We start from the raw sequence: 23,769 nt of genomic DNA on the forward strand, positions 1-23,769 counted from the left end.
GAGGTACGTACATGTCCGGGACGACCACGGCCGACACGTGTCGCCGTCGGGAGGCCGGGGCCGGTGCCAACCGCTGGGTCGTCCTCGTGGTGCTCTGCGTCAGCCTGCTCCTCGTGGCCCTCGACGCCACCGTGCTGCACGTCGCGGTGCCCGCCGTCACCGAGGACCTCAGACCCGGCGCGATAGAGCTGCTCTGGATCGTCGACGTCTATCCGCTCGTCTGTGCCTCGCTCCTCATCCTCTTCGGCACGCTGGGTGACCGGATCGGCCGCAGACGCGTGCTCCTGCTGGGATACGCGCTGTTCGGCGTCGCCTCGGGCGTCGCCGCCCTCGCCGACAGCGCGCAGCTCCTCATCGGCGCCCGCGCCCTGCTCGGCGTCGGCGGCGCCATGATCATGCCCGCCACCCTGTCGATCCTGCGCCAGGTCTTCCCCGACCGGCGCGAGCGCGCGCTCGCGATCGGCATCTGGAGCGCCGTCGCCGCCGTCGGCGCCGCGGTCGGACCGCTGCTGGGCGGCTTCCTGCTCGAACACTTCTGGTGGGGGTCCGTATTCCTCATCAACATCCCGCTGATGCTGATCAGTCTGCCGATCGGGCGGCTGCTGCTGCCCGAGTCGCGCGGCGCACGCAACGGACCCTGGGACGTGACCGGTGCGCTGATGGCCGCCGCCGGCCTCTTCGGGCTGGTCCTCGGCGTGAAGCGGCTCGGCGGAGGCGAGGCGCCCCTCGGCCCGCTCACCCTGGGGCCCCTGCTCGTCGGCGCCGCCCTGATGTTCGGCTTCGTGCGGCGGCAACGGCGTCGCACGCACCCCCTGGTCAACCTGCGGATGTTCGCGCGGCCCGCGTTCAGCACCTCGGTGGGGTGCATCGTGCTCGCCATGCTCGCGCTGGTCGGCCTGGAGCTGATCGCCGCGCAGTACCTGCAGCTGGTGCTCGGGCTCTCGCCGCTGGAGACCGGGCTGCGGCTGCTGCCGCTCACCTTCGCGGCGATGGCCGCGGGGCTCGTCGGGGCCCGGACGCTGCGCAGGTTCGGGCCGCGCGTGATGGTCTGCTCCGGGTTCTGTGTCACCGCGGCCGCGGTGGTCACCCTCACCGCGATGGGCGGCGGCGACAACGCCGGGCTGCTCCTCACCGGGTTCGTGCTGCTCGGGTTCGGACTGGAGACGACGCTCTTCGGGGCGTACGAGTCGATGCTGAACGAGGCCCCGCCCGCGCAGGCCGGCGGTGCGGCGGCGATAGGCGAGACCTCGTACCAGCTGGGTGCCGGGATCGGGATCGCGCTGCTCGGCAGTGTGATGAACGCGGCGTACGCCCCAGGGCTGTCGTCCGTGCCGGGGGTCCCGGCGCGCGACTCGGCCGCGGCGGGGCACTCGCTGGGCGAGGCGTACGAGGTGGCCGCGCGGCTCGGCGGCGACCGTGGAGCCGCCCTGCGGCACGCGGCCCGGGACTCCTTCGTCCACGGACTCCATGTGACCCTGCTGGTCAGTGCGGGACTGCTGCTGCTGGGAGCGGTGATGGCGCTGCGGCTGCCCCGGGTCATGGAGTGCGAGGTGCCCGCGGTGGCGGCGCCCGGCGGGGTTCCCGCACCCCGGGAAGCGGCCGGGTCCCGCGTCACCGCGTGACCGGCGCCCGGGCCGGCGCGGGGGTGGTCCGGGCCGGGCCCCGCGGTTCCCCCGCCCGCGCGCCGGTGGACCCTGGACGCGGGGGACACCGCGTCGTAGCGTCGGCCCCGAAGCCGTCGTGATGAACACTGCTAGTTTTCGTGTGCCGGAGGTACTGCCATGTCCGCGTCCTCGTCCGCCTCCCCGAAGCCGCCGTCCTTCGACCCCGCCGACCCGCTGGGCCTCGACGACCTGCTGGACGCGGAGGACCTCGCGATCCGCGACACCGTCCGGAACTGGGCCACGGACCGGGTGCTGCCGTACGTCGCCGAGTGGTACGAGAAGGGCGAGCTGCCCGGTATCCGGGAACTGGCGCGGGAGCTGGGCGGGATCGGGGCGCTCGGCATGTCCCTGGAGGGCTACGGCTGCGCGGGGGCGAGCGCGGTCCAGTACGGTCTCGCCTGTCTGGAGCTCGAAGCCGCCGACTCGGGGATCCGGTCCCTCGTGTCGGTCCAGGGCTCGCTCGCCATGTACGCCATCCACCGTTTCGGGTCCGAGGAGCAGAAGCAGCGGTGGCTGCCCTCGATGGCCTCGGGTGACGTCATCGGCTGCTTCGGGCTCACCGAGCCCGACCACGGCTCGGACCCCGCCGCCATGCGGACCTTCGCCAAGCGGGACGCCGGGGGCGACTGGATCCTCGACGGACGCAAGATGTGGATCACGAACGGGTCGGTCGCCGGGGTCGCCGTCGTCTGGGCGCAGACCGACGACGGGATCAGGGGCTTCGCGGTCCCCACGGACGTGCCCGGGTTCTCCGCGCCCGAGATCAAGCACAAGTGGTCCCTGCGCGCCAGCGTCACCAGCGAGCTGGTCCTCGACGGCGTACGGCTGCCCGCCGACGCGGTGCTGCCCGGCGTGCGCGGGCTCAAGGGACCGCTCAGCTGCCTCTCGCACGCGCGGTACGGGATCGTCTGGGGCGCGATGGGCGCCGCACGGGCCAGTTTCGACGCCGCGGTCTCCTACGCGAAGACCCGGGAGCAGTTCGGCCGGCCCATCGGCGGCTTCCAGCTCACCCAGGCCAAGCTCGCCGACATGGCCGTCGAACTGCACAAGGGGATTCTGCTCGCCCACCATCTCGGCCGGCGCATGGACGCGGGACGGCTCCGTCCCGAGCAGGTCAGTTTCGGCAAGCTCAACAACGTGCGCGAGGCGATCGAGATCTGCCGGACGGCCCGGACCATTCTCGGCGCCAACGGGATCTCGCTCGAATATCCCGTGATGCGGCACGCCACGAACCTCGAATCGGTCCTCACCTACGAGGGCACCGTGGAGATGCACCAGCTGGTACTGGGCAAGGCGCTCACCGGACTCGACGCCTTCCGGTGACCCGAGCTCCGCGGGGCGGGGCCGGTGAGCGGCCCTGCCTCAGCTCTGGTTGAAGAAGCCGTCCGTCCGGCGCCCCGCGGCCTCGCCGCTGACGATCTCCGTGTGGGCGGGGGTCAGCAGGAAGACCCGGGTGGCGACCCGCTCGATGGTGCCGCGCAGGCCGAAGGTCAGACCGGCCGCGAAGTCCACCACGCGCTTGGCGTCGGAGGCATCCATGGCCGTGAGGTTGATGATGACCGGGACGCCGTCCCGGAAGAGTTCGCCGATGCCGCGTGCGTCCCGGAAGCTGTCCGGGGTGACCGTGCCGATCCGGCGGCCCTTCTCCTCCGCCGTCTCGGACGCGACCTTAACGCGCGGGTCGGTGACCCAGACATCGCCGGACTCCTGACCCTCGGCGTAGTTGTCGTCGTCGTAGTAACGCTCGTCATCGTTGTCGTCGACGAGGCCAAGCCAGGCACTCGCCTTGCGCACCGATCCCATGGACGCCTCCTCTCACAGCGGTCATTCTTGCTTTCCGCATCCCCATGGTCGTCCATGATGCGGATGTCGCGCCAAGTGGATAGACGCCGCGCGGGGGTTTCGTGACGGTACTGGTGCACAGCGAATCCGTCGAGAGCCCGCGCCCCCCAAGGGTCGTTGCGCGTACGGCTGCTGACTGTGAGTGAAATATGATTCTCGACGGCGTTCGAGTGACGCACGGGGCGTACGGGTGAACGGGGTGGTCGATACGATGCCGCAGCTCAACGTCGAACGAGTCACGGGGGAGTGTCGTGTTCGGAATCGTGAGGCCCTGCAGCCACCGGCTCGGTGAAGGGCTCAAGACGCAGTGGATGGCGCATCTGTGCGGGCTCTGTCTCGCGTTGCGCGGCGACCACGGGCAGTTCGCTCGGATCGTCACTAATTACGACGGTCTGCTGATATCGGTTTTGACAGAGGCTCAGATCGAGCACTCCGTCGGCGGACGCCGTACGGCGGGCCCCTGCCCCCTGCGCGGCATGCGGACCGCGTCCGTCGCGCAGGGTGACGGCGCACGGCTCGCGGCCGCCGTCTCGCTGGTGCTGGCCTCCGCCAAGGTGCGCGACCACATGGCCGACGGCGACGGCCTGTTGGCCCGCCGGCCGGTGGCCCTCGCCGCACGCAGGGTCGCCGCGAGCTGGGGGCGTGCCGGGGCCCGCACCGGGTCCGAGGTCGGCTTCGACACCGCCGTCCTGGTCGACGCCGTGGACCGGCAGATCGGCATCGAGACCCTCGCCGGGCCCGGAACGCCGCTGCTGGCCGTCACCGAGCCGACCGAGTCCGCGACCGCCGCCGCCTTCGCGCACACCGCCGTCCTCGCCGGCCGGCCGGGGAACGCCGCGCCGCTCGCCGAGGCCGGACGGCTCTTCGGACGCCTCGCGCATCTGCTGGACGCCGTGGAGGACAGGGAGACCGACGCCGCGTCGGGAGCCTGGAACCCGCTGACGGCCACCGGGACGCCGGTCGCCGAGGCGCGCCGGCTCGCCGACGACGCGCTGCGCGGAATACGGCTCGCGCTGCGCGAGGTCGCGTTCACCGACGGCAGGCTCGCGCACGTCCTGCTGGCGCACGAGCTGGCGCGCTCGGTGGACCGGGCCTTCGGGACCTCGGGGTGCGGACACGCGGAGCACGGCGACTCCGGTGCGTCCGGTGCGTCCGGTGCCTTCGGACCGCCCGGACAGGGCGGCCCGTACGGTCCGCAGCAGCCGCCGCATCCGTACGACGGGCGGAACCCCTCCACCGGCGGCCCCTTCGGCGGGGGGCCCTCACTCCGGCCGCCCGGCCCCGGCCGGCGAGGCTTCTGGGCCGGATGCGCCGCCGCGATCGGGCTCTGCTGCACCTGCAAGGTGTGCTGTGCCGACGAGTTCGAGGGGCCGTGGTCCCGGCAGCGGCGGGAGGGCTGGTGCGGCGATTGCGGCGACTGCTGCGATTGCTGCGACTGCTGTGAGGCCTGCGAATGCTGTGAGTGCTGCTCCTGCTGCGACTGCGGGATCTGAGGTACGTCGGCCGGACCGGGCGGCGGGGGCGGTGCCGCCCGGTTCAGTCCTGGGGGTGCGGCGAGGGGAGGGCGCGCGTGTGAAGGCCGGAAGGGAGGCGGTGGGACGGAGAGACGCGGAGGGTGCCCGTTCGGGGCATCCGCGCAGGGGGTCAGCTCAACAGGAAGAGGACCACACGCGACCGAAGTCGATGTGGGAGCGCTTGACCAGCCACTGCTGCGCGTACATGGACCCAAGTGGAACAGGCATCCGTTTCCGCGTCAACTGACCTGAGACGTACGGCTCAGAGTGTGGACAGCCTTGACAGTGAGGGGAAACGTCGCCGTACTCTCGGTGCACGGCCCTGCTGAGGGGCTCGGCCGTACGCGCCTCGTGACGCCCGGCGTCCCCCGCGCGGATCCGTGTGAAGGCACCCGTGCTCGACTCGACGCATCACGGAGCCTCCGCATGTCCTCGGACACCCTCACCACGATCGCCGAAGCCGCACCGGACGGCACCGCCTCCCCGCGCGTCGTTCCGCGGCGCCGTCTCGGCCAGTGGACAGCCGCCGCCGTCGTCCTGGCCCTCATCGGACTCGCCCTCGGCTCTGTCGGGAGGCGCCACGCGCGCGATTCGGAGCGCACCCGATGACCACGCCTCCGACGACGAACCCTTCGACGACGGCGCTTCCGACGACGACCTCTCCGCCGGCGACGACCCCGCATCCGGCGTCCGGACGTCCTTCGCTGGTGATCGTGGGGGCCGGCCCCCGCGGCACCGGTGTCCTGGAGCGGATGGCGGCCAACGCGCCCGAGCTGTACGCCGGTTCGGGTCTCGACATCCATCTCGTCGACCCGTATCCGCCGGGCGGCGGCCGCATCTGGCGCGAGCGGCAGTCCCCGCTGCTGTGGATGAACTCCGAGGCCCAGGACGTCACGATGTTCACCGACGAGACCGTGGACATGGCGGGTCCGGTCCTGGCCGGCCCCACGCTCCACGAGTGGGCCGCCCTCGACGGACGGGTCTTCGCCGACCGGCAGCGTCAGGGCGGGTATCTGCGCTGGGTGTACGAGCGGACGGTGGCCGCCCTGCCGCCGGACATCACGGTCCACCACCATCCGTGCCGGGCCCTGCGGATCGACGAAGCACCCGACGGACGTCAACTGGTCCGGCTGGAGGGCCGCGCGGACCCGCTCGCCGCGGACCTCGTCGTCCTCACCCTCGGCCACCTCGACGCCGAACTCGACCCAGAACAGCGGGAGCTGGCCGCCTACGCCCGTGCGCACGGCCTGGTCCACCTGCCGCCCGACTTCACCGCGGACAGCGACCTGACGGCACTGGGAGCGGGCGAGCCGGTTCTCGTCCGCGGCTTCGGGCTCGCCTTCGTCGACCTGATGGTGCTGCTCACCGAGGGGCGCGGCGGACGGTACGACGGAGAGACCTACCTGCCCTCCGGGCGCGAGCCCGTGCTGTACGTCGGCTCCCGGCGAGGGGTCCCCTACCACTCCAAGATCGGGTATCCCTGGACGGGCGAACGGCCTCCGCTGCCACGGTTCTTCGGGCCTGACCAGGTCGGTGAACTGCTCGCCCGGCCGGACGGTTTCGACTTCCGGCGGGACGTGTGGCCCCTGGTCGAGAAGGAGTTGGGGTTCGCCCACTACCACCGGCTGTTCACCGCCCACCCCGGGCGGACGCGGATGGCCTGGTCCGACTTCGAGGAGAAGTACGGGACCGGTGACGGCCCCGGGATCCGGGCCCTGGTGGCCTCCGCCGTACCCGACCCCGCCGACCGGCTCGACCTCGACGCGCTGGACCGCCCGCTGGACGGGGTGCGCCACACCTCGTACGAGGAACTCCAGAACGGACTGCGCACCTACATCGAAAAGGATCTGACGAGACGTCACGACGCAGCCAACAGCCCCGACTCGGCGGTGTTCCTCGGACTGCTCTCGGTCTACGGACAGTTGGTCAGACTCGGCGACATCGGCTCCTGGTGGCACGGCTTCTTCAGTTTTCTCGCGTCGGGGCCGCCCGGACCGAGGCTGCGCCAGATGCGGGCCCTCTCACGGGCCGGCATCCTGCGGTTCCTGGGCGCGGACATGACCGTCACCGCTGCCGAGGGGGTGTTCCGGGCGACCAGTGCCACCGTGCCCGGCGCGACGGTCGAGGCCCGTGCCCTCGTCGAGGCGCGACTGCCGCACCCCACGGTCGAGCGGACCCGCGACACCCTGCTGCGCGGGCTGTACGCCGAAGGCGCCGCCGCCACCCCGGAGGGGCTGCTCGCCGTCGACCCCGCGGACAACCGGGTCCTGGACCGCTCCGGCGTCCCGCACCCCCGGCGCTTCGCGCTCGGCCCGCACACCGACGCCCGGGGCTCCGGCGCATTCACCCGGCCGCGCACCGGCGGGCCGGCGTTCCGGCAGAACGACGCCACGGCCCGCGCCGCGCTGGTGTTCCTGCGGGACCTCGCCCGTCGCCCCACCGCCTGACCCCGGTCATCCGATGTCCGCCGAGGTCCCGCGCGTCGGTGCGGGTCCGCTCGTCCCCTGAAGACCGTTCATGGACCGTGAGAGGGAAAGGTGTCCTTAAAAATGACCGCACCGCACGGCCGGGGGCTGCTGCACCTGGCCGCCGCCGTCGATCAGCGCGGGTCCTTCGACGCCGCCGCCTACGTGGGGCCGGCGCAGCTGGCGGAGCGTGGCGCGCTCGACTTCGTGACGCTCGGCGACACCTCCGGGCGTCCCGGCCCCGACGCGCTCGGGGTGCTCGCGCGGGTCGCGTCGGCCACCCGCCGGATCGGCCTGGTGCCGACCGTGCCGGACATCCGCCCCGGCTCCCGTGAGGTGCGGGAGGCGGTGGAGAACCTCGACCGGATCAGCCGCGGCCGGGCGGGCTGGCGGTCCGGTGGGGCGACGGCCGGAGCGGGGACCGAGGGAACCCTGGAAACCGCGGGAGCTGAGGGGGGAACTGAGGGAGGGGACGAGGCCCGGCGGGTGACCGACGGGGAGGACGGGCCCGGCACGGGAGGCGGGGGGACCGGTGGCGCCGGCGGCCGGGACACCTCGTACCGCGTCGACTACCGGGGCGGCACCTTCTCCGTCACGGGTCCCCCGACCGGACCGCCGCCCCCGCAGGGACATCCGGTCCGGGTCGTGGACGCCACCGGGAGCTCCGTGCGCCGGACCGCGGCCCGGTACGCCGACGTGGCCCTCCTGCGGGTGACCGGTCCGGCGCAGGCCCGTGCCCTGCGGGCCGAACTCCGCGACGCGGCGGCCGAGTCCGGCCGCGCCCCCGACACCCTGAGGGTTCTCGGCACGCTCACCGTCGACCTCGGCGACGGCGAACGCGCGGCCGAGCCGGGGCACGGGGGCGGCGGCCCCCGGCGCACCCCGCGGGGCCCGCTGTACCGGGGCGGTCCCGTCGGTCTCGCCGAACTCATCACCCTCTGGCACGAGTCCGAGGCCGTCGACGGCTTCCACCTGATCCCGGCCGAGCCGCACCGCGACCTGGAGCGGCTGGTGAACGGGACGGTGGCGCTGCTCCAGCACCGCGGACTGTTCCGCACCTTCTATCCGGGGAGCACGCTCAGGGAACACCTCCGACTGGCCCGGCCCGCGGGCCGGTACGCGGTGACCCGGTGAGCGTCATGACCGTACGGGCGCGGGCCGGCCCGATGGCCCCGTCGTTCCGGGAGCGGGGCGCCCGCCCACGGAATACACCGGTACGACGCCGTGCTCGCACCCCGGGTCGGCGCGGCCCCTGTGGAAAGGTTGATCGCATGACGACGGACGCATCCGAGGACTGGAAGCAGTGGCACGAGCACCGCATCGACACGGTGTCCGCGCCCTACGGCCCGCCGGCGCTCACCGGCACGCACTGGCTGGAGGATTATCCGGACGGGCGACTTCCGGACATCCCCGGGCGGTGGACCGCCGAGGAGGCGGGTGTCGTGCTGGCGGCGGGGCCCGAGGACGGCCTGAGCGTGGACGGCGAGCTCCTCACCGGGGAGGTCCGGCTCACGGCGGACGTGGGCCCGGCGGCCGGGGCGCGCGTCGCGGCCGGTGAGCGGCGCTTCGTCGTCCTGGTGCGTGAAGGGGAGTGGGGCGTACGCGACTTCGACCCCGCGGCTTCGACACGGACGGCGTTCAAGGGCATCGAGGCGACGCCGTACGACCCGCGCTGGTCGGTACCGGGGCACTTCACACCGTACGGAGAGAGGCGCACGGTACGGGTGGAGAACGCGGACGGGCGGACGCGCGGACTCGAACTCGGCGGCATCCTCGCCTTCACCCTGGACGGCGCGGATCTCACGCTCCAGGTGTCGGTCCAGAGCGACGGCTCGCTGTGGGCCGTGTTCGCCGACACCACCAGCGGGGACAGCAGTTACCGCTTCCGGTTCCTGCGCCCGGCGGCGCCCGACGCCGAGGGGCGCACGACGGTCGATTTCAACCGCGCCCTGCTCCCGCCGTGCGCGTTCGCCGACCACTTCGTCTGCCCCCTCCCGCCGCCCGGCAATACGCTGGGCGTGGCCGTCCCGGCGGGGGAGCGCACGCTGAGCTGAGCCGAGTGGGGGAGCGGGGGCGGGGGAGCGGAGTGGGAGAGCGGGCGGCGACCCGGGCCGCACGGATTCCGCACCGTCGTACCGGAGAGATCAACACCCTTTTCCCGTACGCAAGTTGAACGCTGCACGGCCGAAAGGCGCCCTTGCGCCGGTCGGTCGTGCGGCCGAATACTCCCCCACAGCGCTTGTCAGGGGCACGGCTTGTCCGGAATCCGGACGGGCCACTCCCGGCTGCGCCTCACGGGCCCCGACCCCACGCGGGCCCCCTACTTCCCTCGGGAGGAACGAAAAGTGAGGATCAAGCGCACCACCCCCACTCCTCGCAGCGGTATCGCGAGACGCGTCAAGCTGATCGCCGTGACCACCGGACTCGTGGCCGCGGCGGCGTTCGCCGCCCCCACCGCGAACGCGGCCGACGTCCACACATTCAGCGCCACCCAGCTGAGCACGGTCAACAAGTCGGTCCTCAACTCCGACATCGCGGGCACCGCCTGGGCGGTCGACGCCAAGACCAACCGCGTCGTCGTCACCGTCGACAGCACGGTCTCCCAGGCCGAGATCGCGAAGATCAAGAAGGACGCGGGAGGCAACTCCGCCGCCCTCACGATCAAGCACACCCCGGGCACGTTCAAGAAGCTGATCACCGGCGGCGACGCCATCTACGGCGGTTCCTACCGCTGTTCGCTCGGTTTCAACGTGCACAGCGGGAGCACCTACTACTTCCTGACCGCGGGCCACTGCGGTGAGGTCGCCTCCACCTGGTACTCCAACTCCGGTCACACCACAACGCTGGGCACGAACGTCAGCTACAGCTTCCCGACCAACGACTTCGCGCTGGTCCGCTACACCAACTCCTCGGTCGCCCACCCGAGCGCGGTCGGCAGCCAGACCATCTCCAGCGCGGCCACGCCCAGCGTGGGTACGACCGTCTACCGTCGCGGCTCGACGACCGGCACGCACAGCGGCCGCGTCACCGCGCTGAACGCCACGGTCAACTACGGCGGCGGCGACGTGGTGTACCAGATGATCCAGACCACCGTCTGCGCCGAGGGCGGCGACAGCGGCGGTCCGCTCTACGCGGGTTCCGTGGCCTACGGTCTGACCTCCGGTGGCAGCGGCAACTGCACCTCCGGCGGTACGACCTTCTTCCAGCCGGTCACCGAGGCGCTGAGCTACTACGGCGTGAGCGTCGGCTGACCGACTGATTCCTCCACGGCACGACTCCCCCCACAGCACGACTCCCCCCACGGCACTTCCCCCACGGTGCCCCGCACGGTCAGCCGTGCAGCCGGCGGAAGGCGAGCCCCCGTACGCAACCGGCGTGCGGGGGCTCGCCCTTGTCCAGGTGCCGGGGTTACCGTCGAGGTGAACCCGTGAGGCAGGCCCGCAGGGCCTGGCACACGCCTGATGCGCCACGTCGGACCCTGGGGGGCCGTGATGGTCGAGGAACTGGTGGCGGCGGGAGTCTCCGTCGCGTCGGTGGGCCTGGTCTACGTGATGGCCGGGGCCCGTGTGGTCAAACAGTACGAACGCGGAGTGGTGCTGCGCCTCGGCCGGCTGCGCTCCGAGGTGCGTGATCCCGGGTTCACGATGGTCGTGCCCTTCGTCGACAAGCTGCGCAAGGTCAACATGCAGATCGTCACGATGCCGGTGCCCGCGCAGGAGGGCATCACCCGGGACAACGTCACGGTGCGGGTGGACGCGGTCGTCTACTTCAAGGTGGTGGACGCGGCCGACGCGGTCATCCAGGTCGAGGACTACCAGTTCGCGGTCTCCCAGATGGCGCAGACCTCGCTGCGTTCGATCATCGGCAAGAGCGATCTGGACGACCTGCTCGCCAACCGGGAGAAGCTCAACCAGGGCCTGGAGCTGATGATCGACAGTCCGGCCATGGGATGGGGCGTGCAGATCGACCGGGTGGAGATCAAGGACGTATCACTGCCGGAGACGATGAAGCGGTCGATGGCCCGGCAGGCCGAGGCCGACCGTGAGCGGCGGGCGCGGGTCATCAACGCGGACGCGGAACTGCAGGCGTCGAGGAAGCTGGCGGAGGCCGCCGGGGTGATGTCCGAGCAGCCGGCCGCGCTGCAGCTGAGGCTGCTGCAGACGGTGGTGGCGGTCGCCGCGGAGAAGAACTCCACCCTCGTCCTGCCCTTCCCTGTCGAACTGCTGCGCTTCCTGGAACGGGCCCAGCAGCCGGCATCGGCCGCCCCGACGGCGGAACCGGTCGCCTCGGCGGCGGAATCGGCCGCCCCGACACCCGGCCCGGTGACACCGGTACCGTCCCAGGCACCGGCACCGGCACCGGCACCGGCACCGGCACCGGCACCGGCACCGGCACCGGCACCGGCACCGGCACCGGTCTCCCGGGTCACCGGACCGGCGGGAGCGGAACCCGGACCGGTGTCCCCGGCGCCGGAGTCCGCTCCGGTACCGATCGCCCCCGCGTCGGTCGCCCCCGCGTCGGTCGCCCCCGCGTCGGCGTCGCGCCCGGAACCGACCGCACCCGAAGCGAGCATGTAAGAAGCGGTCGCCCCGGCGCCGCTCGCCCCGACACCGCTCCCGCCGGAACCGCTCCCACCGGAACACGCCCCGGAACCGGCGCCTCCCGTCGCTCAGCAATCGGTGCGGGAGCAACCTCCCTCGGCCGAAAGCACCTTGGGACGACGTTCCGACAGGGCGAAAACAAGACAGGACTAGACCTCACAGGCCGCATCCCGACCCCTCGCACACAGTATTTGCAGTGGGAACTCGCGTGCTATGACCACGTACGGTCAAGGTGTGCGGGGCGCATGCGTGTTGCCGTATGCGCGTCCTGAAGTCGACCTTGTGTGCTCCCTGTGCGTCTCGGAATAGTGGGCGGCGAACAACGGGCATGGACACGGCATTTTGCTGCGTGCCGGGTGTGTGTCCGTACGCCTTCCGGTCCTGGGGGTCCCCACAACCTCCTCGGCCGACCCCCACAGGAGGACGTGAGTTGAAGCACCGACGCATACCCGCGAGGCGTGCCGTCATGGCGGGAGCGGGCATCGCCGCACTCGTCGCCGCCGGAGCCACCTTCCAGACTGCGAACGCGAGCGAGACGCCGCAGGCTCCCGCGCCGCACACGTTGTCGATCACGGCGGCCGGAAAGCTCGCCTCGACCCTCGGCGAGGATCTCGGCGCCGACGCGGCGGGAACGTATTACGACGCGAAGTCCCGGCACCTCGTGGTCAATGTGCTCGGCGAGGCCGCGGCCAAGGCCGTGACGTCGGCCGGCGCGAGGGCGAGACTCGTCGAGAACTCCCTGGCCGAACTGAAGAGCGCCCGTACGACGCTCAAGAGCGACGCGACCATCCCGGGCACCTCCTGGGCGACCGACCCGCAGAGCAACAAGGTCGTCGTCACCGCGGACCGTACGGTCTCCGCGGACGAATGGGCCAAGCTGACCAAGGTCGTGGACTCGCTCGGCTCCAAGGCCGAACTCCAGCGGACGAAGGGGGAGTTCAAGCCCTTCATCGCGGGAGGTGACGCCATCACCGGCTCCGGTGGCCGCTGCTCGCTCGGCTTCAACGTGGTGAAGGGCGGCCAGCCGTACTTCATCACCGCCGGCCACTGCACCGAGGCGATCTCCAGCTGGTCGGACTCCAGCGGCAACCAGATCGGCACGAACGAGCAGTCCAGCTTCCCCGACAACGACTTCGGTCTGGTCAAGTACACCGGGAGCACGGAGCACCCGAGCGCGGTCGACCTCTACAACGGTTCCTCGCAGCCCATCACCAGGGCGGCCGAGGCGACCGTCGGCGAGAAGGTCACCCGCAGCGGTTCGACGACCCAGGTGCACAGCGGCACGGTGACGGGCCTGGACGCCACCGTGAACTACGGCAACGGCGACATCGTCAACGGGCTCATCCAGACCGATGTCTGCGCCGAGCCCGGCGACAGCGGCGGGTCGCTGTTCGACGGTGACAGCGCCATCGGCCTGACCTCCGGCGGCAGTGGCGACTGCACCTCGGGCGGTGAGACCTTCTTCCAGCCGGTCACGGAGGCGCTCTCGGCGTTCGGCGCCCAGATCGGCTGACCCGAGCCGCTTCTCCGACAGAGGTCCCGTCCCCGCACGCGCGGGGACGGGACCTCTGTCGTGTGCGTCCCTCGGAGCAGGGTCGTCCCGCCGTCTCCGTGGGTGTCCCTGGCCGTGCCTCCGGCCATCGCGCCCGCGCTCTCGCTCCTCGCTGTCTCCCGACGTTTCCTGATGCTTCCCGGCGTTTCCCGGCCTCCGCCCGCGTCCCCCGGACCGCTGTGGCGTCGCGGCCGTCCTCGGCCACCGGCGTCCGACCCGTGGCTCGACACATCACGGAGAGTGGCATCCGTATCACCCGTCGTCGTCGGCCGTCCACCCCGGTCCGTTCGAACGCGGCACGGGGCGCGCCACGGCATGTTTTCCCTCAACTGCGCCACCCCGTCCGGGAGGTGGCGGGACGAGGCCTGTTCCGGGCATCGCTCACCTCGCCAAAGAATCGCTGATGTGTTCGAATCTAATCGCTGACCGGGGCTGATGGGGTTAGAGTAATCGAACGTACGTGCCATGAACGTATCGGGCGTATGGCTGAAAAGGGGTGGAGTGATGGAGGTGTGGCATGGCGGGCTTCGCTCATCTGCACGTCGCGTCCGGTTACTCCATCCGGTACGGCGCCGCCCATCCCGAGCAGCTCGCCCGGCGGGCGGCCGAGCGGGGCATGACCGCGCTCGCGCTCACCGACCGGGACACGGTCACCGGCGCCGTCCGGTTCGCGCGGGCGTGTGCCGGGGCGGGGATACGGCCGGTCTTCGGGATCGACCTCGCGATCGAGGCCCTCGCGCCACCGCCTCCCGCGCGGCGGCTTCGTACCCCGGTGCGCGGTGGCGCGCACGTCGTCGAGCCGCCGCTGCGGTTCACGCTGCTCGCCCAGGACAGGGCAGGCTGGGCGCGGCTGTGCCGCATCACCTCGGCCGCCCACGCCGGCGCCGTGTCGGGCACATCGCCGGTGGTGCCGTGGGAGGCGCTGCGCGAGTACGGGGGCCCGGGCCTGGCCGTGCTGCTCGGGCCGCTCTCGGAGCCGGTCCGGGCGCTGGCGGTGGGCAGGGAGGATGTCGCGACGAAGCTGCTGGCGCCCTGGAAGGAGATCTTCGGGAGAGAGGTCCGCTTGGAAACCGTTGCGCAGAAACGTTTCGGCACAGGTCCGGGGTCCCTGCGCCTGGCCGCCCGCACGCTCACGCTGGCCGACCGCACCGGTACCACCGCCGTCCTCTCCAACGCCGTCCGCTACGCCGACCCCGACCAGCACCGCCTGGCCGACGTCCTGGACGCCGCCCGGCTGCTGCGGCCGGTCGACCGGCGCCGGCTGGACGGCGGACAGCGCTGGCTCAAGGACGAACGGGCGATGACGGCCGTCGCGCGCATGGTCGTGGAATGCGCCGGGGCGGACGGGCGGCGGGCCCGCCGGCTGATGGCGGACACCGCCGGGACGGCGGCCGCGTGCACCGTCGACCCGAAGGCGGACCTCGGCCTCGGCACCCCTCACCTCCCCGAACCGGCGCTCTTCGGCGCCGAGCCCGGGGCCGGCGGCGCGGCCCGGCTGCTCCGCGCGCGCAGCGAGGCCGGCCTGGCCCGGCGCGGCCTCGACCGTGACCGGAAGGCGCTCGCCCGGCTGGACGAGGAACTCGCCGTCATCTCCCACTGGAACTACGACGCGTACTTCCTCGCCATCGGACAGGTGGTCGCCGACATCCGGGCCAAGGGCATCCGGGTCGCGGCCCGCGGCTCCGGCGCCGGTTCGCTGGTCTGCCATGCGCTGGACATCGCCACCGCCAACCCGCTCGACCACAGCCTGCTGTTCGAACGCTTTCTGAGCAGGCGCCGGGAGTCCCTGCCCGACATCGACATCGACGTGGAGTCCGCCCGACGCCTGGAGTGCTACGACACGATCTTCGAACGCTTCGGCAAGGAACGGGTCGCGGTCACCGCCATGCCCGAGACCTACCGGGCCCGCCGCGCCCTGCGCGACACCGGCCTCGCCCTCGGTATCGCGCCCGCGGACGTCGACCGGATCGCCAAGAGCTTCCCGCACCTGCGGGCCGCGGACATCACCGGCGCGCTCGCCGAACTGCCCGAGCTGCGGCAACTGGCCGCCGAGGCGGACCGGTTCGGACCCCTGTGGGAGCTCGCGGAAGGCCTCGACTCACTGGTCCACGGCATGGCCATGCACCCCTGCGGCGTGGTCATCAGCGACGCGACGCTCCTGGACCGGCTGCCCGTGCAGCCGACGCCACAGGGCGACTACCCGATGGCGATGGCCGCGAAGGAGGAGATCGAGGCGCTGGGCAACATCAAGCTCGACGTCCTGGGCGTACGGATGCAGTCCGCGATGGCCCACGCCGTCGTGGAGATCGAACGGACCACCGGCGACCACATCGATCTGGACGACCCGGAACAGGTGCCGCTCGACGACGTCTTCGCGTTCAAGCTCATCCAGGAGAGCCAGACCCTGGGCCTGTTCCAGCTGGAGTCACCCGGTCAGCAGGACCTTCTGTCGAGACTGCAGCCCCGCGATCCGCAGGACGTGATCGCCGACATCAGCCTCTTCCGGCCCGGCCCGGTCGCGGGCGGCATGCCCGAGCGCTACATCGCCGCCCGCCACGGCGGCACACCCGCGTACGCCCATCCGGACCTGGAGCCGGTGCTCGCCGACACCTACGGCGTGACCATCTGGCACGAGCAGATCATCGAGACCCTGTCGGTGATGACCGGCTGCGACCGCGCGCTGGCCGAGATCGCGCGGCGGGCACTCGGCGAGAAGGACCGGCTGCCCGCGATCAGGGACTGGTTCCATGGCCTGGCCCGTACGCGCGGCTACAGCGCGGCCGTCCGGGACGAGGTCTGGAGGACCGTCGAGGCCTTCGGCGCGTACGGCTTCTGCCGCGCCCACGCGGTCGCCTTCGCCGTACCCGCCCTGCAGAGCGCCTGGCTCAAGGCGCACTATCCGGCGTTCCTGCTGGCGGGACTGCTCGAACACGATCCCGGGATGTGGCCCAAGCGGGTCCTCGTCTCCGACGCCCGCCGACGGGGCGTGCCGGTGCTGCCCGTCGACGTCAACCACTCCATGGTGAAGCACACCGTCGAGCGGACCGACGAGCGGCAGTGGGGCGTGCGGATCGCGCTGTCCGCGGTGCGCGGCATCGGCGAGGACGAGTGCGCGCGCATCGAGGAGGGCCGGCCGTACGGATCGCTGTCGGACTTCTGGCAGCGGGCCCGCCCCAGCAGGCCCGTCGCCGAACGCCTCGCCGAGATCGGCGCCCTGAACTCCCTCCACGACGGCCGCCTCACGCGTCGTGATCTCCTGCTCCAGATCGGTGAGTTGCACCGGCAGTCCCGTACCCGGGCCGCGCACGAGGGCCAACTGCCCATCGACACCGGCGCGGTCGGGGGAGCGGAACCGAGCGGTCTGCCGGAGATGACGGGACGCGAGGCCCTGAGTGCCGAGTTGGGCACGCTCGGCATCGACGTCTCGCGGCATCTGATGGAACATCACCACCGGTTGCTGCGGGAGATCGGCGCGACCGACGCGGCGCACCTGGCAGGGCTGCGCGCCGGTCGGCAGGTCCTGGTCGCGGGCGTACGGGCCTCCACCCAGACCCCGCCGATCGCCAGCGGCAAGCGGGTCATCTTCGTCACCCTGGAGGACGGCTCCGGCCTGGTCGACCTGGCGTTCTTCGAGGACTCCCACCCGGCCTGCGCCTACACCGTCTTCCACAGCGGGCTGCTGCTGGTGCGCGGCACGGTGCAGGTGCGCGGCACCCGTCGTACCGTCGTCGGTTCCATGGCCTGGGACCTGGACGAGATCGCCGCCGCCCGCCGTGACAACGGCCCCGAGGCCGCCCTCGCCCTCCTCGGCGCCGACCGCCCGCACCCGACTCCCGCCCAGGCTCCGGGACGGGCGGGCCCGGCTCCCGGCCGGCCGGACCGGGGGAGGCCGCAGCCCGTGCCCGCCCCGCCGCGGCGCACCCTGGCCAACGGCACCACGGGCGCGCGGCTCCACCCGTACGCCGACCTGCAGCCCGCCGGCACCCGCTCGGCCGACCTGAAGAAGTTCGGCCACCGAAGCCCGGGGAGCGCGGGATGAAAGGGATGAACGGGATGGACGGGAAGAGCGGAGTGAGCGGAATGAGCGGAATGGGGACACGTCAGCGGCACATCGCCCACCTCCATCTGCACGCCTCACTGGACGAGGCCCGGTACGCCGACGTGATCGAATACCTGTCCGGTATTACGCCGCATGTCCAGGCCGTCCCGCCCAACGCCGTGCAGCTGGATCTGACGTCGGCACTCCGGTACTTCGACCTGTCCCCGTACGACATGGTCCAGACGACGATGATGAGGCTGAAGCTCGTCTACGGCATCGACAGCAGCGCGGGGCTCGCGGGCAACCGCATGCTGGCGGGGATGGCGGCCGACGCGTCCGCGCCCGGAGGGACGACCTGGGTCCCCGCCGCCGACGCGGCCGACTGGCTGTACCCCCGTCCGCTCACCGCGCTGCCGGGCATCGGCCGTGCCACGGCGACCACTCTCACCCGGTACGGCCTGCACACCATCGGCCAGCTCGCCGGCCTGCCCCCGGCCACCCTGCAACGGCTGCTCGGCGCCGGCCAGGCCCGGCTGCTGGCCGAACGCGCCCGCGGCCACGACCCCCGCCCGGTCACCCCGGCGGAGCCGGCGGCGTACCTGACCGCCGATGTCGTGCTCGACCGGGACTGCCTCGACCCGGCGCACCATCACCGGGCCGTCCTGGGGCTCGCCGACCGGATCGGGCAACGTCTGCGCGGTGAACACCAGGTCGCCGGCCGGCTCACCCTCACGGTGCGGTACGCCGACCGCAGTTCCACCACCCGCTCGCGCACGTCGGCGGAGCCCACCGACCACTCACCGGCCCTCGCCGCGACCGCCCTGGGTCTGCTGACCTCCTTGGGGCTGCAGCGAGCGCGGGTCCGCGCCTTCGCGCTCCGCGCAGACGGCCTGCTGCCGGCCGGGGGTGCCTACCGGCAGCTCTCCCTCGACCCGGGCGACACCCGGGCCCGCGCCGCGGAGGCCGCCGCGGACCGGGCCCGCCGGCGTTTCGGGGCGGAGGCGGTCCGCCCGGCCGCCCTGGCCACAGCCGCCACCGCGATCCGCGCGGTGGGGGTCGGCTCGCGGAACTGACCCGGGGTCACGCGCGTCGGCTCGCATGGCGCATGGCGCATGGCGCATGGCGCATGGCGGACGGCGGACGGCGGACGGGGGATGAAAACGCCGGCGGACGAATCGGCCGGCGCAGGGAACGGCCGGCGGACGAAGCGGCCGGTGCAGGAGACGGCCGGCGGATGACGCATGGCCCATGACGCGCGGCGGACCGCGTCAGCGCAGCGCGGTCACGCCCGTGTGGACGGCGCGCAGGGCGCGTTCGACCGTCTCCCGGTTCTCGCCGACCGGAGCCACGTAGTCGAGGACACCGCGCGCGGCGCCCTCCCCGAGCGTGCGGGTGATCACCCAGGTGGCCAGGTACTGGGACGCCAGACAGCCACCCGCCGTGGCGATGTCGCCCTCGGCGTGGAACGGGACGTCCAGCACGGTGACGCCGCACGCCTCGACGAAGGGCCGGCTCTTCCGGTCCGTGCACACCGGCATGTCACCCAGCAGCCCGAGCCGGGCCAGGACCAGGGCGCCGGAGCACTGCGCCCCGATGAGCTGCCGCGACGGGTCGAGCCCGAGCGTGGAGAGCAGCCGGTCGTCGGCGGCCACATCCCGGGTCCTCACCCCGCTGCCGATCAGTACGACGTCGGCCTCGGTCACGAACTCCATCGGGCGCTGCCCCGTCACCCGCACCCCGTTCATCGACGTGACCACCGGCGTCGGCGTCGTGACGAAGGCCTCCAGGCCCTCCCCGCGGCACCGGTTGATCAGTGCGGAGGCGATGAAGCTGTCGAGCTCGTTGAACCCGTCGAAAGTGACCACGGCTACCTGCATCACGACTCCTCCGCCAGTGCTTGGGAGCGCCAGTGTCCCCGGCGCCCCGTTCCCCGGGGAGGGCCAATCGGCGTCAGGTGGCCTGCCCGTCGGCCCGCCTCCGGGGGGCGTTCGGGGTCAGTTGGCCCACGGCGGGGTGAGGACCGAGCCGTCGGCCAGCTCCGCCCGCAGGCCGATGGACGTGGTGACCCAGGAGGTCGCGGTCCGCTCGGTCGGGTTCTCGACACCGAAGGCCACGCCGGGGTTGATGATCACCGTGTCGCCCGCGGTGATCCGTTCGGTGCGGCCGTCGAGTGTGACCAGCAGCTCCCCGGCGAGGAGATGGAAGATCTCCTCACGGGTGACGGTGTGCACGGGGGCCTTCGTCCCGGCGGGTATCTCCCCCCGCCAGGCGCACAGCTCCACGCTGCCGCTGCGAGGGGTGGCGTACGAGACGAAACGGGCGCCGTGGATCTCGTGGACGACGGCGTCGGACGGGTGGACGACGGACATGGCTGGCCTCCGTGGCGTGCGGGAAAAGTGGTCAAGATGTTTGACTATATGGTCAAGCTCGTTGACTACATAGTCAAGTCGATTGACCGATGGCTGGGGGGTGTTTGAATGCCTCCGTGCAGAATTCCGAGGCCATGGCCCTGTCCGCCGCCCTGCTCGCCGTCGCCGGTGAGCTGACGCAGCGCATCCACGAGGGTGTCGCCGCCCGCGGATTCGAGGGGGTGCGGCCCGCGCACGGTTTCGCGTTCACACGGCTCGCCCCGGACGGCGCGACGGTCACCGAACTCGCGGCACACCTCGGCGTCACCAAGCAGGCCGCGAGCCAGCTCGTCGACGAGCTGGTGCGCAAGGGGTACGTGGAACGCCACCCGCATCCCGGTGACGCGCGCGCCCGCCTGATCGTGCTGACCGAGCGCGGCTGGGCCTGTACGCGTGCGGCGGAGGAGTCGGCGGCGGAGGCCGTGCGGCCGTGGGTCGAACTGCTCGGGGAGGGTGAGGTGGGCGTCTTGCGGGACCGATTGCTGCGGATCGCCCCCTACGGTCCGATCAGGCCTGCCTGGTGACGGACCGGCACTCCTTATCACCACTCCCGGCTACCACTGGAAGTTTTTACTGACGCGTAACTTCACAGTTGAGCTACTCACTCGTAACTTGACGAGTGAACAGCATCCTCGTGATCCGGATCACAGGGCGTACGCCGTCGTCACTCCCTTGAGCCGCAAGGAGATCACCCGATGCTGCCCTGGAAGCGCCTGACCAGACCCCTCGTCGCACTGCTGATGGCCGCCGCCGTCGCGATCGTCCCCGCCGCCACCGCCCACGCCGCCGCGCCGAGCAGCGGCTGGAACAACTACTCCTGCCGCCCCTCCGCCGCCCATCCCCGCCCGGTCGTCCTCGTCCACGGCACCTTCGCGAACTCCGTGGACAACTGGCTGTCCTTCGCGCCCTACCTGGTGGACCGCGGGTACTGCGTCTACTCCCTCGACTACGGGCAACTGCCCGGCGTCCCGATCTTCAACGGCCTCGGCCCCATCGACAAGTCGGCCGGACAGCTCCAGGTCTTCGTCGACAAGGTGCTCGCCGCGACCGGGGCCGCCAAGGCCGACCTCGTCGGCCATTCGCAGGGCGGCATGATGCCGCGCTACTACCTCAAGTTCCTCGGCGGAGCCGCCAAGGTGAACACCTTCGTCGGCATCGCGCCCGACAACCACGGCACCACCCTCGACGGCCTCACCAAGCTGCTGCCGTACTTCCCCGGTGCCGAGGACCTGCTGTCCGCGGCGACGCCCGCGCTCGCGGACCAGATCGCCGGGTCCGCGTTCCTGGCCAAGCTCAACGCCGGCGGCGACACCGTCCCCGGCGTCCACTACACGGTGATCGCCACCAGGTACGACGAGGTGGTCACCCCCTACCGCTCGCAGTTCCTCACCGGATCCGACGTCCACAACGTGCTGCTGCAGGACCTGTGCCCGGTCGACATCTCCGAGCACGCGGCGATCGGCCTCCTCGACCGGATCGCCTTCCACGAGGCGGCGAACGCCCTCGACCCCGCGCACGCCACCACCACCAACTGCGCGTCGGTGTTCAGCTGATCCACCACCCGGTACCGGGTCCTGTCCGGCCTGAGCCGCCGGACAGGACCCGGCACCCCTCCCGTCCGACGGAAAGGGACACGGCCTAGCGACCGTGCCGGCCACCGTTCACCGCGCGGCGGCGCACCGAGGCGAACAGCGCCGCCGCGCCCAGCGCCAGCGCGCTCGCGCCGCCGACCGCGAGGTAGGGGGTTCTGGAGTCGCCGCCGGTCTCGGCGAGGGCTTCCCCGGCACCGGCCGCCTCGGGCCGCCCGGCCGAGACGCCGGAGGCGTCCGGCACGGCGGAGCCGCCGGCCGTGCGGGACCGTGCGGCCGGGGTGGCCGTGGCGTCGTGGTGGTCGTGCCGCACCGTCGACCGGCCCGCACCGTCGGCGATCTGCTCCTCCGAGGGCGCGGAGGCGACCGGCGCGGGCGCGCCCGACGCGGGGGAGGCACCGCTCCCCGGACGGCCGCCCGGGGAGCCGCCGTTGTCGGTCCCGCTGCCGCCGTTGCCCGGACCACCGTTGCCCGCGGCGGTGTTGCCCGCGCCGCCGCTTCCACCGAAGGTGACGTCGGAGCAGGAGTAGAAGGCCTCCGGGCTGTCCGAACGCTGCCAGACCGCGTAGAGGAGCTGCTTGCCGGAGCGCTTCGGCAGGGTGCCGGAGAAGGTGTAGTAACCGTTCACCGCGGCGGGGTCGGTCTTCGAGGCCACCGGGTGCGCCAGGTCCAGATCCTCCCAGGCCAGCGGTTTCGACGGGTCGTACCCCTCCTTGGTCAGATAGACGTCGAAGGTGCCCTTGTGCGGGGCCGTCACCCGGTACCGGAAGGTGTACGCGCCCGCCCTCACGGCCGTCGCGGGCCAGTCGGCGCGGGCCAGGTCCAGGCCCTTGAACTCGTCGTCGCCCGCGCTGCACAGCTTCCCGTCGGGGATGCGCCGCTGGTGTTCGCCGTTCGCGTCACCGATCCGGATGCCGTTCCAGTCGTACAGCGCCTGGGTGCCGCCCGTCGCCACGGCTGCCTTGCAGGCGGCCGACCGGGGACTCTCGGGCCCCTCCGCATAGCACTGGAAGACCCGGCTGACGGGTCCTCCCATCGAACCGTGCGCGGAGGCGGGCACGGCGGCGAGCGCGGTCAGGGCGACACCGCCGACACCGACGGCGGCGAGGCCGACGGCCCTGCGACGACCGGACATGGGGGAGCTCCTCGATCGAAACGGTCCAGAGCGGGCGCGATCAGCCCGGAGTACGTGGGGGTGATCAGCAAGCTAGCTCGAACACGCCGCGGAATCGCCTGCCGGAGGCGGGTGCGGGAGATCCTTATGGTCGCTTTAAGGCGGGGCTAACGGGGGGCTCAGGATGGGGGTTGGGGAGCCCGCGTCTCTCGCGCCGGACGGTCGCGGCGGTCCGCGGCGCGGCCATGCCCGTTCCCTCGCGTGGGGGTCGGCGGGTGGCCCGGGGCGGGGCGTCAGGGGGTGGGCAGTCCGTGGACGGCGACCATGACCACCATCGCGGCCGGAATGAGGAGCGCGACGGCGAGGCCCGCCAGGCAGCCGCACACGGTCAGCCTGGCGCTCGTTCTCGCGTGGTCGTCGTCCTTCCGCATGCCCTCGTCCCCTCCCCCCGGCCCGTGCCCTCGGCGCGCAGGGTACGGCGCAGGACCGGAGGCCGGAAGATCGGGTCGGGCAGGCGCCAGGGGGTGCGGGGATCGGGCGCGGAGGCGTGGCGCGGACGGGCGGTGCGGGCGCGTGCCGTTGCCGGGGACCGGTCGTGCGCGGGCCGTTGGCCACCGCCGGTGCGCGGCCGGTCGTACGGGAGCGGGTGGCTACCGTCGGTGGCCGGTCGTGCGGAGTCTGTTCCGTGGTCCGGTGCCGGGGCGGCTCACTCGTCCGGCCACCACGTGCGGTGGATGTCCTTCCGCACCTCGGGGCGCTCGGACGGACGCTCGTCCGCCCTGTCCCTCGCCCGGCGGGAGTCCGACTTGCTCAGGGGCTTCTGCACGGTCACACGGCGCATGGCTGCCTCCTTGCGTCTACCCGATTCCGTCGTCGTACGGAGGTAGACCCTTTCCGGGAGAGTTCCTCATCGGTCGCGATCTGTCTGTGGCGGACGTCACGGTCGGCCGTCGGCGGCCGCGGTCACCGTGGGCCGCGGTC

General features: G+C 72.3%; 20 protein-coding genes. 14 read left to right on the forward strand and 6 right to left on the reverse strand.

Annotated elements, in window-relative coordinates; all coding sequences use genetic code 11:
• Positions 1–11: 11 nt before the first annotated feature.
• A complete protein-coding gene (locus tag OG776_RS31780) occupies positions 12–1,622 on the forward strand; it encodes an MFS transporter (protein WP_329322927.1) in 1,611 nt (536 codons plus the stop codon).
• A 159-nt stretch (positions 1,623–1,781) separates the two neighbouring features.
• Positions 1,782–2,987 (forward strand): acyl-CoA dehydrogenase family protein, encoded by a 1,206-nt coding sequence (locus tag OG776_RS31785; protein WP_148007598.1) that lies wholly within the window; start codon positions 1,782–1,784, stop codon positions 2,985–2,987.
• A gap of 39 nt (positions 2,988–3,026) precedes the next feature.
• Here OG776_RS31785 and OG776_RS31790 read toward each other — a convergent pair whose 3' ends face one another.
• Complete coding sequence (locus OG776_RS31790) at positions 3,027–3,467, reverse strand: cell division protein SepF (RefSeq protein WP_329322928.1); 441 nt, start codon at positions 3,465–3,467, stop codon at positions 3,027–3,029.
• Between the two features lie 290 nt (positions 3,468–3,757).
• Here OG776_RS31790 and OG776_RS31795 point away from each other — a divergent pair, with 290 nt between their 5' ends.
• From OG776_RS31795 to OG776_RS31840, 10 genes are all read left to right on the forward strand, one after another.
• A complete protein-coding gene (locus OG776_RS31795) occupies positions 3,758–4,999 on the forward strand; it encodes a DUF5685 family protein (protein ID WP_148007600.1) in 1,242 nt (413 codons plus the stop codon).
• 447 nt (positions 5,000–5,446) lie between these two features.
• Positions 5,447–5,629 (forward strand): hypothetical protein, encoded by a 183-nt coding sequence (locus OG776_RS31800; RefSeq protein ID WP_443077296.1) that lies wholly within the window; start codon positions 5,447–5,449, stop codon positions 5,627–5,629.
• Positions 5,626–7,467, forward strand: a complete 1,842-nt coding sequence (locus OG776_RS31805) for an FAD/NAD(P)-binding protein (RefSeq protein WP_329322929.1) — start codon at positions 5,626–5,628, stop codon at positions 7,465–7,467. Before OG776_RS31800 ends, OG776_RS31805 begins: the two co-directional genes overlap by 4 nt.
• A gap of 102 nt (positions 7,468–7,569) precedes the next feature.
• On the forward strand, positions 7,570–8,619 hold the full coding sequence (locus tag OG776_RS31810) for an LLM class flavin-dependent oxidoreductase (RefSeq protein ID WP_329322930.1): 1,050 nt from the start codon (positions 7,570–7,572) through the stop codon (positions 8,617–8,619).
• 137 nt (positions 8,620–8,756) lie between these two features.
• Positions 8,757–9,539, forward strand: coding sequence for a DUF1684 domain-containing protein (locus OG776_RS31815; RefSeq protein WP_329322931.1), 783 nt, complete (start codon positions 8,757–8,759; stop codon positions 9,537–9,539).
• A 291-nt stretch (positions 9,540–9,830) separates the two neighbouring features.
• Positions 9,831–10,736 (forward strand): S1 family peptidase, encoded by a 906-nt coding sequence (locus OG776_RS31820; RefSeq protein ID WP_148007603.1) that lies wholly within the window; start codon positions 9,831–9,833, stop codon positions 10,734–10,736.
• Between the two features lie 240 nt (positions 10,737–10,976).
• Positions 10,977–12,062: a slipin family protein gene (locus tag OG776_RS31825; RefSeq protein ID WP_329323787.1), complete on the forward strand. Its 1,086-nt coding sequence runs from the start codon at positions 10,977–10,979 to the stop codon at positions 12,060–12,062.
• A gap of 454 nt (positions 12,063–12,516) precedes the next feature.
• The gene (locus tag OG776_RS31830) at positions 12,517–13,599 is read left to right on the forward strand and encodes a S1 family peptidase (RefSeq protein WP_329322932.1); all 1,083 of its coding nucleotides are present in this window, start codon (positions 12,517–12,519) and stop codon (positions 13,597–13,599) included.
• Between the two features lie 556 nt (positions 13,600–14,155).
• Positions 14,156–17,677, forward strand: a complete 3,522-nt coding sequence (locus tag OG776_RS31835; RefSeq protein WP_329322933.1) for a DNA polymerase III subunit alpha — start codon at positions 14,156–14,158, stop codon at positions 17,675–17,677.
• A gap of 50 nt (positions 17,678–17,727) precedes the next feature.
• The gene (locus OG776_RS31840; protein ID WP_148007606.1) at positions 17,728–18,750 is read left to right on the forward strand and encodes a DNA polymerase Y family protein; all 1,023 of its coding nucleotides are present in this window, start codon (positions 17,728–17,730) and stop codon (positions 18,748–18,750) included.
• Between the two features lie 195 nt (positions 18,751–18,945).
• Here OG776_RS31840 and OG776_RS31845 read toward each other — a convergent pair whose 3' ends face one another.
• Positions 18,946–19,554: a DJ-1/PfpI family protein gene (locus OG776_RS31845; RefSeq protein WP_148007607.1), complete on the reverse strand. Its 609-nt coding sequence runs from the start codon at positions 19,552–19,554 to the stop codon at positions 18,946–18,948.
• 117 nt (positions 19,555–19,671) lie between these two features.
• Positions 19,672–20,046, reverse strand: coding sequence for a cupin domain-containing protein (locus tag OG776_RS31850; protein ID WP_148007608.1), 375 nt, complete (start codon positions 20,044–20,046; stop codon positions 19,672–19,674).
• Between the two features lie 116 nt (positions 20,047–20,162).
• Here OG776_RS31850 and OG776_RS31855 point away from each other — a divergent pair, with 116 nt between their 5' ends.
• Both OG776_RS31855 and OG776_RS31860 read left to right on the forward strand, forming a co-directional pair.
• Positions 20,163–20,609 carry a MarR family winged helix-turn-helix transcriptional regulator gene (locus tag OG776_RS31855; RefSeq protein ID WP_148007609.1) on the forward strand — a complete coding sequence of 149 codons (447 nt, stop codon included), beginning with the start codon at positions 20,163–20,165 and terminating at the stop codon, positions 20,607–20,609.
• A 171-nt stretch (positions 20,610–20,780) separates the two neighbouring features.
• Positions 20,781–21,638 (forward strand): esterase/lipase family protein, encoded by an 858-nt coding sequence (locus OG776_RS31860; protein WP_148007610.1) that lies wholly within the window; start codon positions 20,781–20,783, stop codon positions 21,636–21,638.
• An 85-nt stretch (positions 21,639–21,723) separates the two neighbouring features.
• Here the strand turns inward: OG776_RS31860 and OG776_RS31865 are convergent, their stop codons facing one another.
• From OG776_RS31865 to OG776_RS31875, 3 genes are all read right to left on the reverse strand, one after another.
• Positions 21,724–22,809 (reverse strand): lytic polysaccharide monooxygenase auxiliary activity family 9 protein, encoded by a 1,086-nt coding sequence (locus OG776_RS31865; protein ID WP_329322934.1) that lies wholly within the window; start codon positions 22,807–22,809, stop codon positions 21,724–21,726.
• Positions 22,810–23,081: 272 nt separating this feature from the next.
• The gene (locus OG776_RS31870) at positions 23,082–23,219 is read right to left on the reverse strand and encodes a hypothetical protein (protein ID WP_329322935.1); all 138 of its coding nucleotides are present in this window, start codon (positions 23,217–23,219) and stop codon (positions 23,082–23,084) included.
• 275 nt (positions 23,220–23,494) lie between these two features.
• Positions 23,495–23,629, reverse strand: coding sequence for a hypothetical protein (locus tag OG776_RS31875; protein ID WP_261994396.1), 135 nt, complete (start codon positions 23,627–23,629; stop codon positions 23,495–23,497).
• Positions 23,630–23,769: the final 140 nt, after the last annotated feature.

The sequence above is a fragment of the Streptomyces sp. NBC_01689 genome, from assembly GCF_036250675.1.
Classification (GTDB): Bacteria; Actinomycetota; Actinomycetes; order Streptomycetales; family Streptomycetaceae; genus Streptomyces.

Coding starts and splice junctions, on each gene's coding strand:
- OG776_RS31780 (WP_329322927.1), top strand. CDS start 12: ATGTCCGGGACGACCACGGCCGACACGTGTCGCCGTCGGGAGGCCGGG.
- OG776_RS31785 (WP_148007598.1), top strand. CDS start 1,782: ATGTCCGCGTCCTCGTCCGCCTCCCCGAAGCCGCCGTCCTTCGACCCC.
- OG776_RS31790 (WP_329322928.1), bottom strand. CDS start 3,467: ATGGGATCGGTGCGCAAGGCGAGTGCCTGGCTTGGCCTCGTCGACGAC.
- OG776_RS31800 (WP_443077296.1), top strand. CDS start 5,447: ATGTCCTCGGACACCCTCACCACGATCGCCGAAGCCGCACCGGACGGC.
- OG776_RS31805 (WP_329322929.1), top strand. CDS start 5,626: ATGACCACGCCTCCGACGACGAACCCTTCGACGACGGCGCTTCCGACG.
- OG776_RS31810 (WP_329322930.1), top strand. CDS start 7,570: ATGACCGCACCGCACGGCCGGGGGCTGCTGCACCTGGCCGCCGCCGTC.
- OG776_RS31815 (WP_329322931.1), top strand. CDS start 8,757: ATGACGACGGACGCATCCGAGGACTGGAAGCAGTGGCACGAGCACCGC.
- OG776_RS31825 (WP_329323787.1), top strand. CDS start 10,977: ATGGTCGAGGAACTGGTGGCGGCGGGAGTCTCCGTCGCGTCGGTGGGC.
- OG776_RS31835 (WP_329322933.1), top strand. CDS start 14,156: ATGGCGGGCTTCGCTCATCTGCACGTCGCGTCCGGTTACTCCATCCGG.
- OG776_RS31840 (WP_148007606.1), top strand. CDS start 17,728: ATGGGGACACGTCAGCGGCACATCGCCCACCTCCATCTGCACGCCTCA.
- OG776_RS31845 (WP_148007607.1), bottom strand. CDS start 19,554: ATGCAGGTAGCCGTGGTCACTTTCGACGGGTTCAACGAGCTCGACAGC.
- OG776_RS31850 (WP_148007608.1), bottom strand. CDS start 20,046: ATGTCCGTCGTCCACCCGTCCGACGCCGTCGTCCACGAGATCCACGGC.
- OG776_RS31860 (WP_148007610.1), top strand. CDS start 20,781: ATGCTGCCCTGGAAGCGCCTGACCAGACCCCTCGTCGCACTGCTGATG.
- OG776_RS31865 (WP_329322934.1), bottom strand. CDS start 22,809: ATGTCCGGTCGTCGCAGGGCCGTCGGCCTCGCCGCCGTCGGTGTCGGC.
- OG776_RS31870 (WP_329322935.1), bottom strand. CDS start 23,219: ATGCGGAAGGACGACGACCACGCGAGAACGAGCGCCAGGCTGACCGTG.
- OG776_RS31875 (WP_261994396.1), bottom strand. CDS start 23,629: ATGCGCCGTGTGACCGTGCAGAAGCCCCTGAGCAAGTCGGACTCCCGC.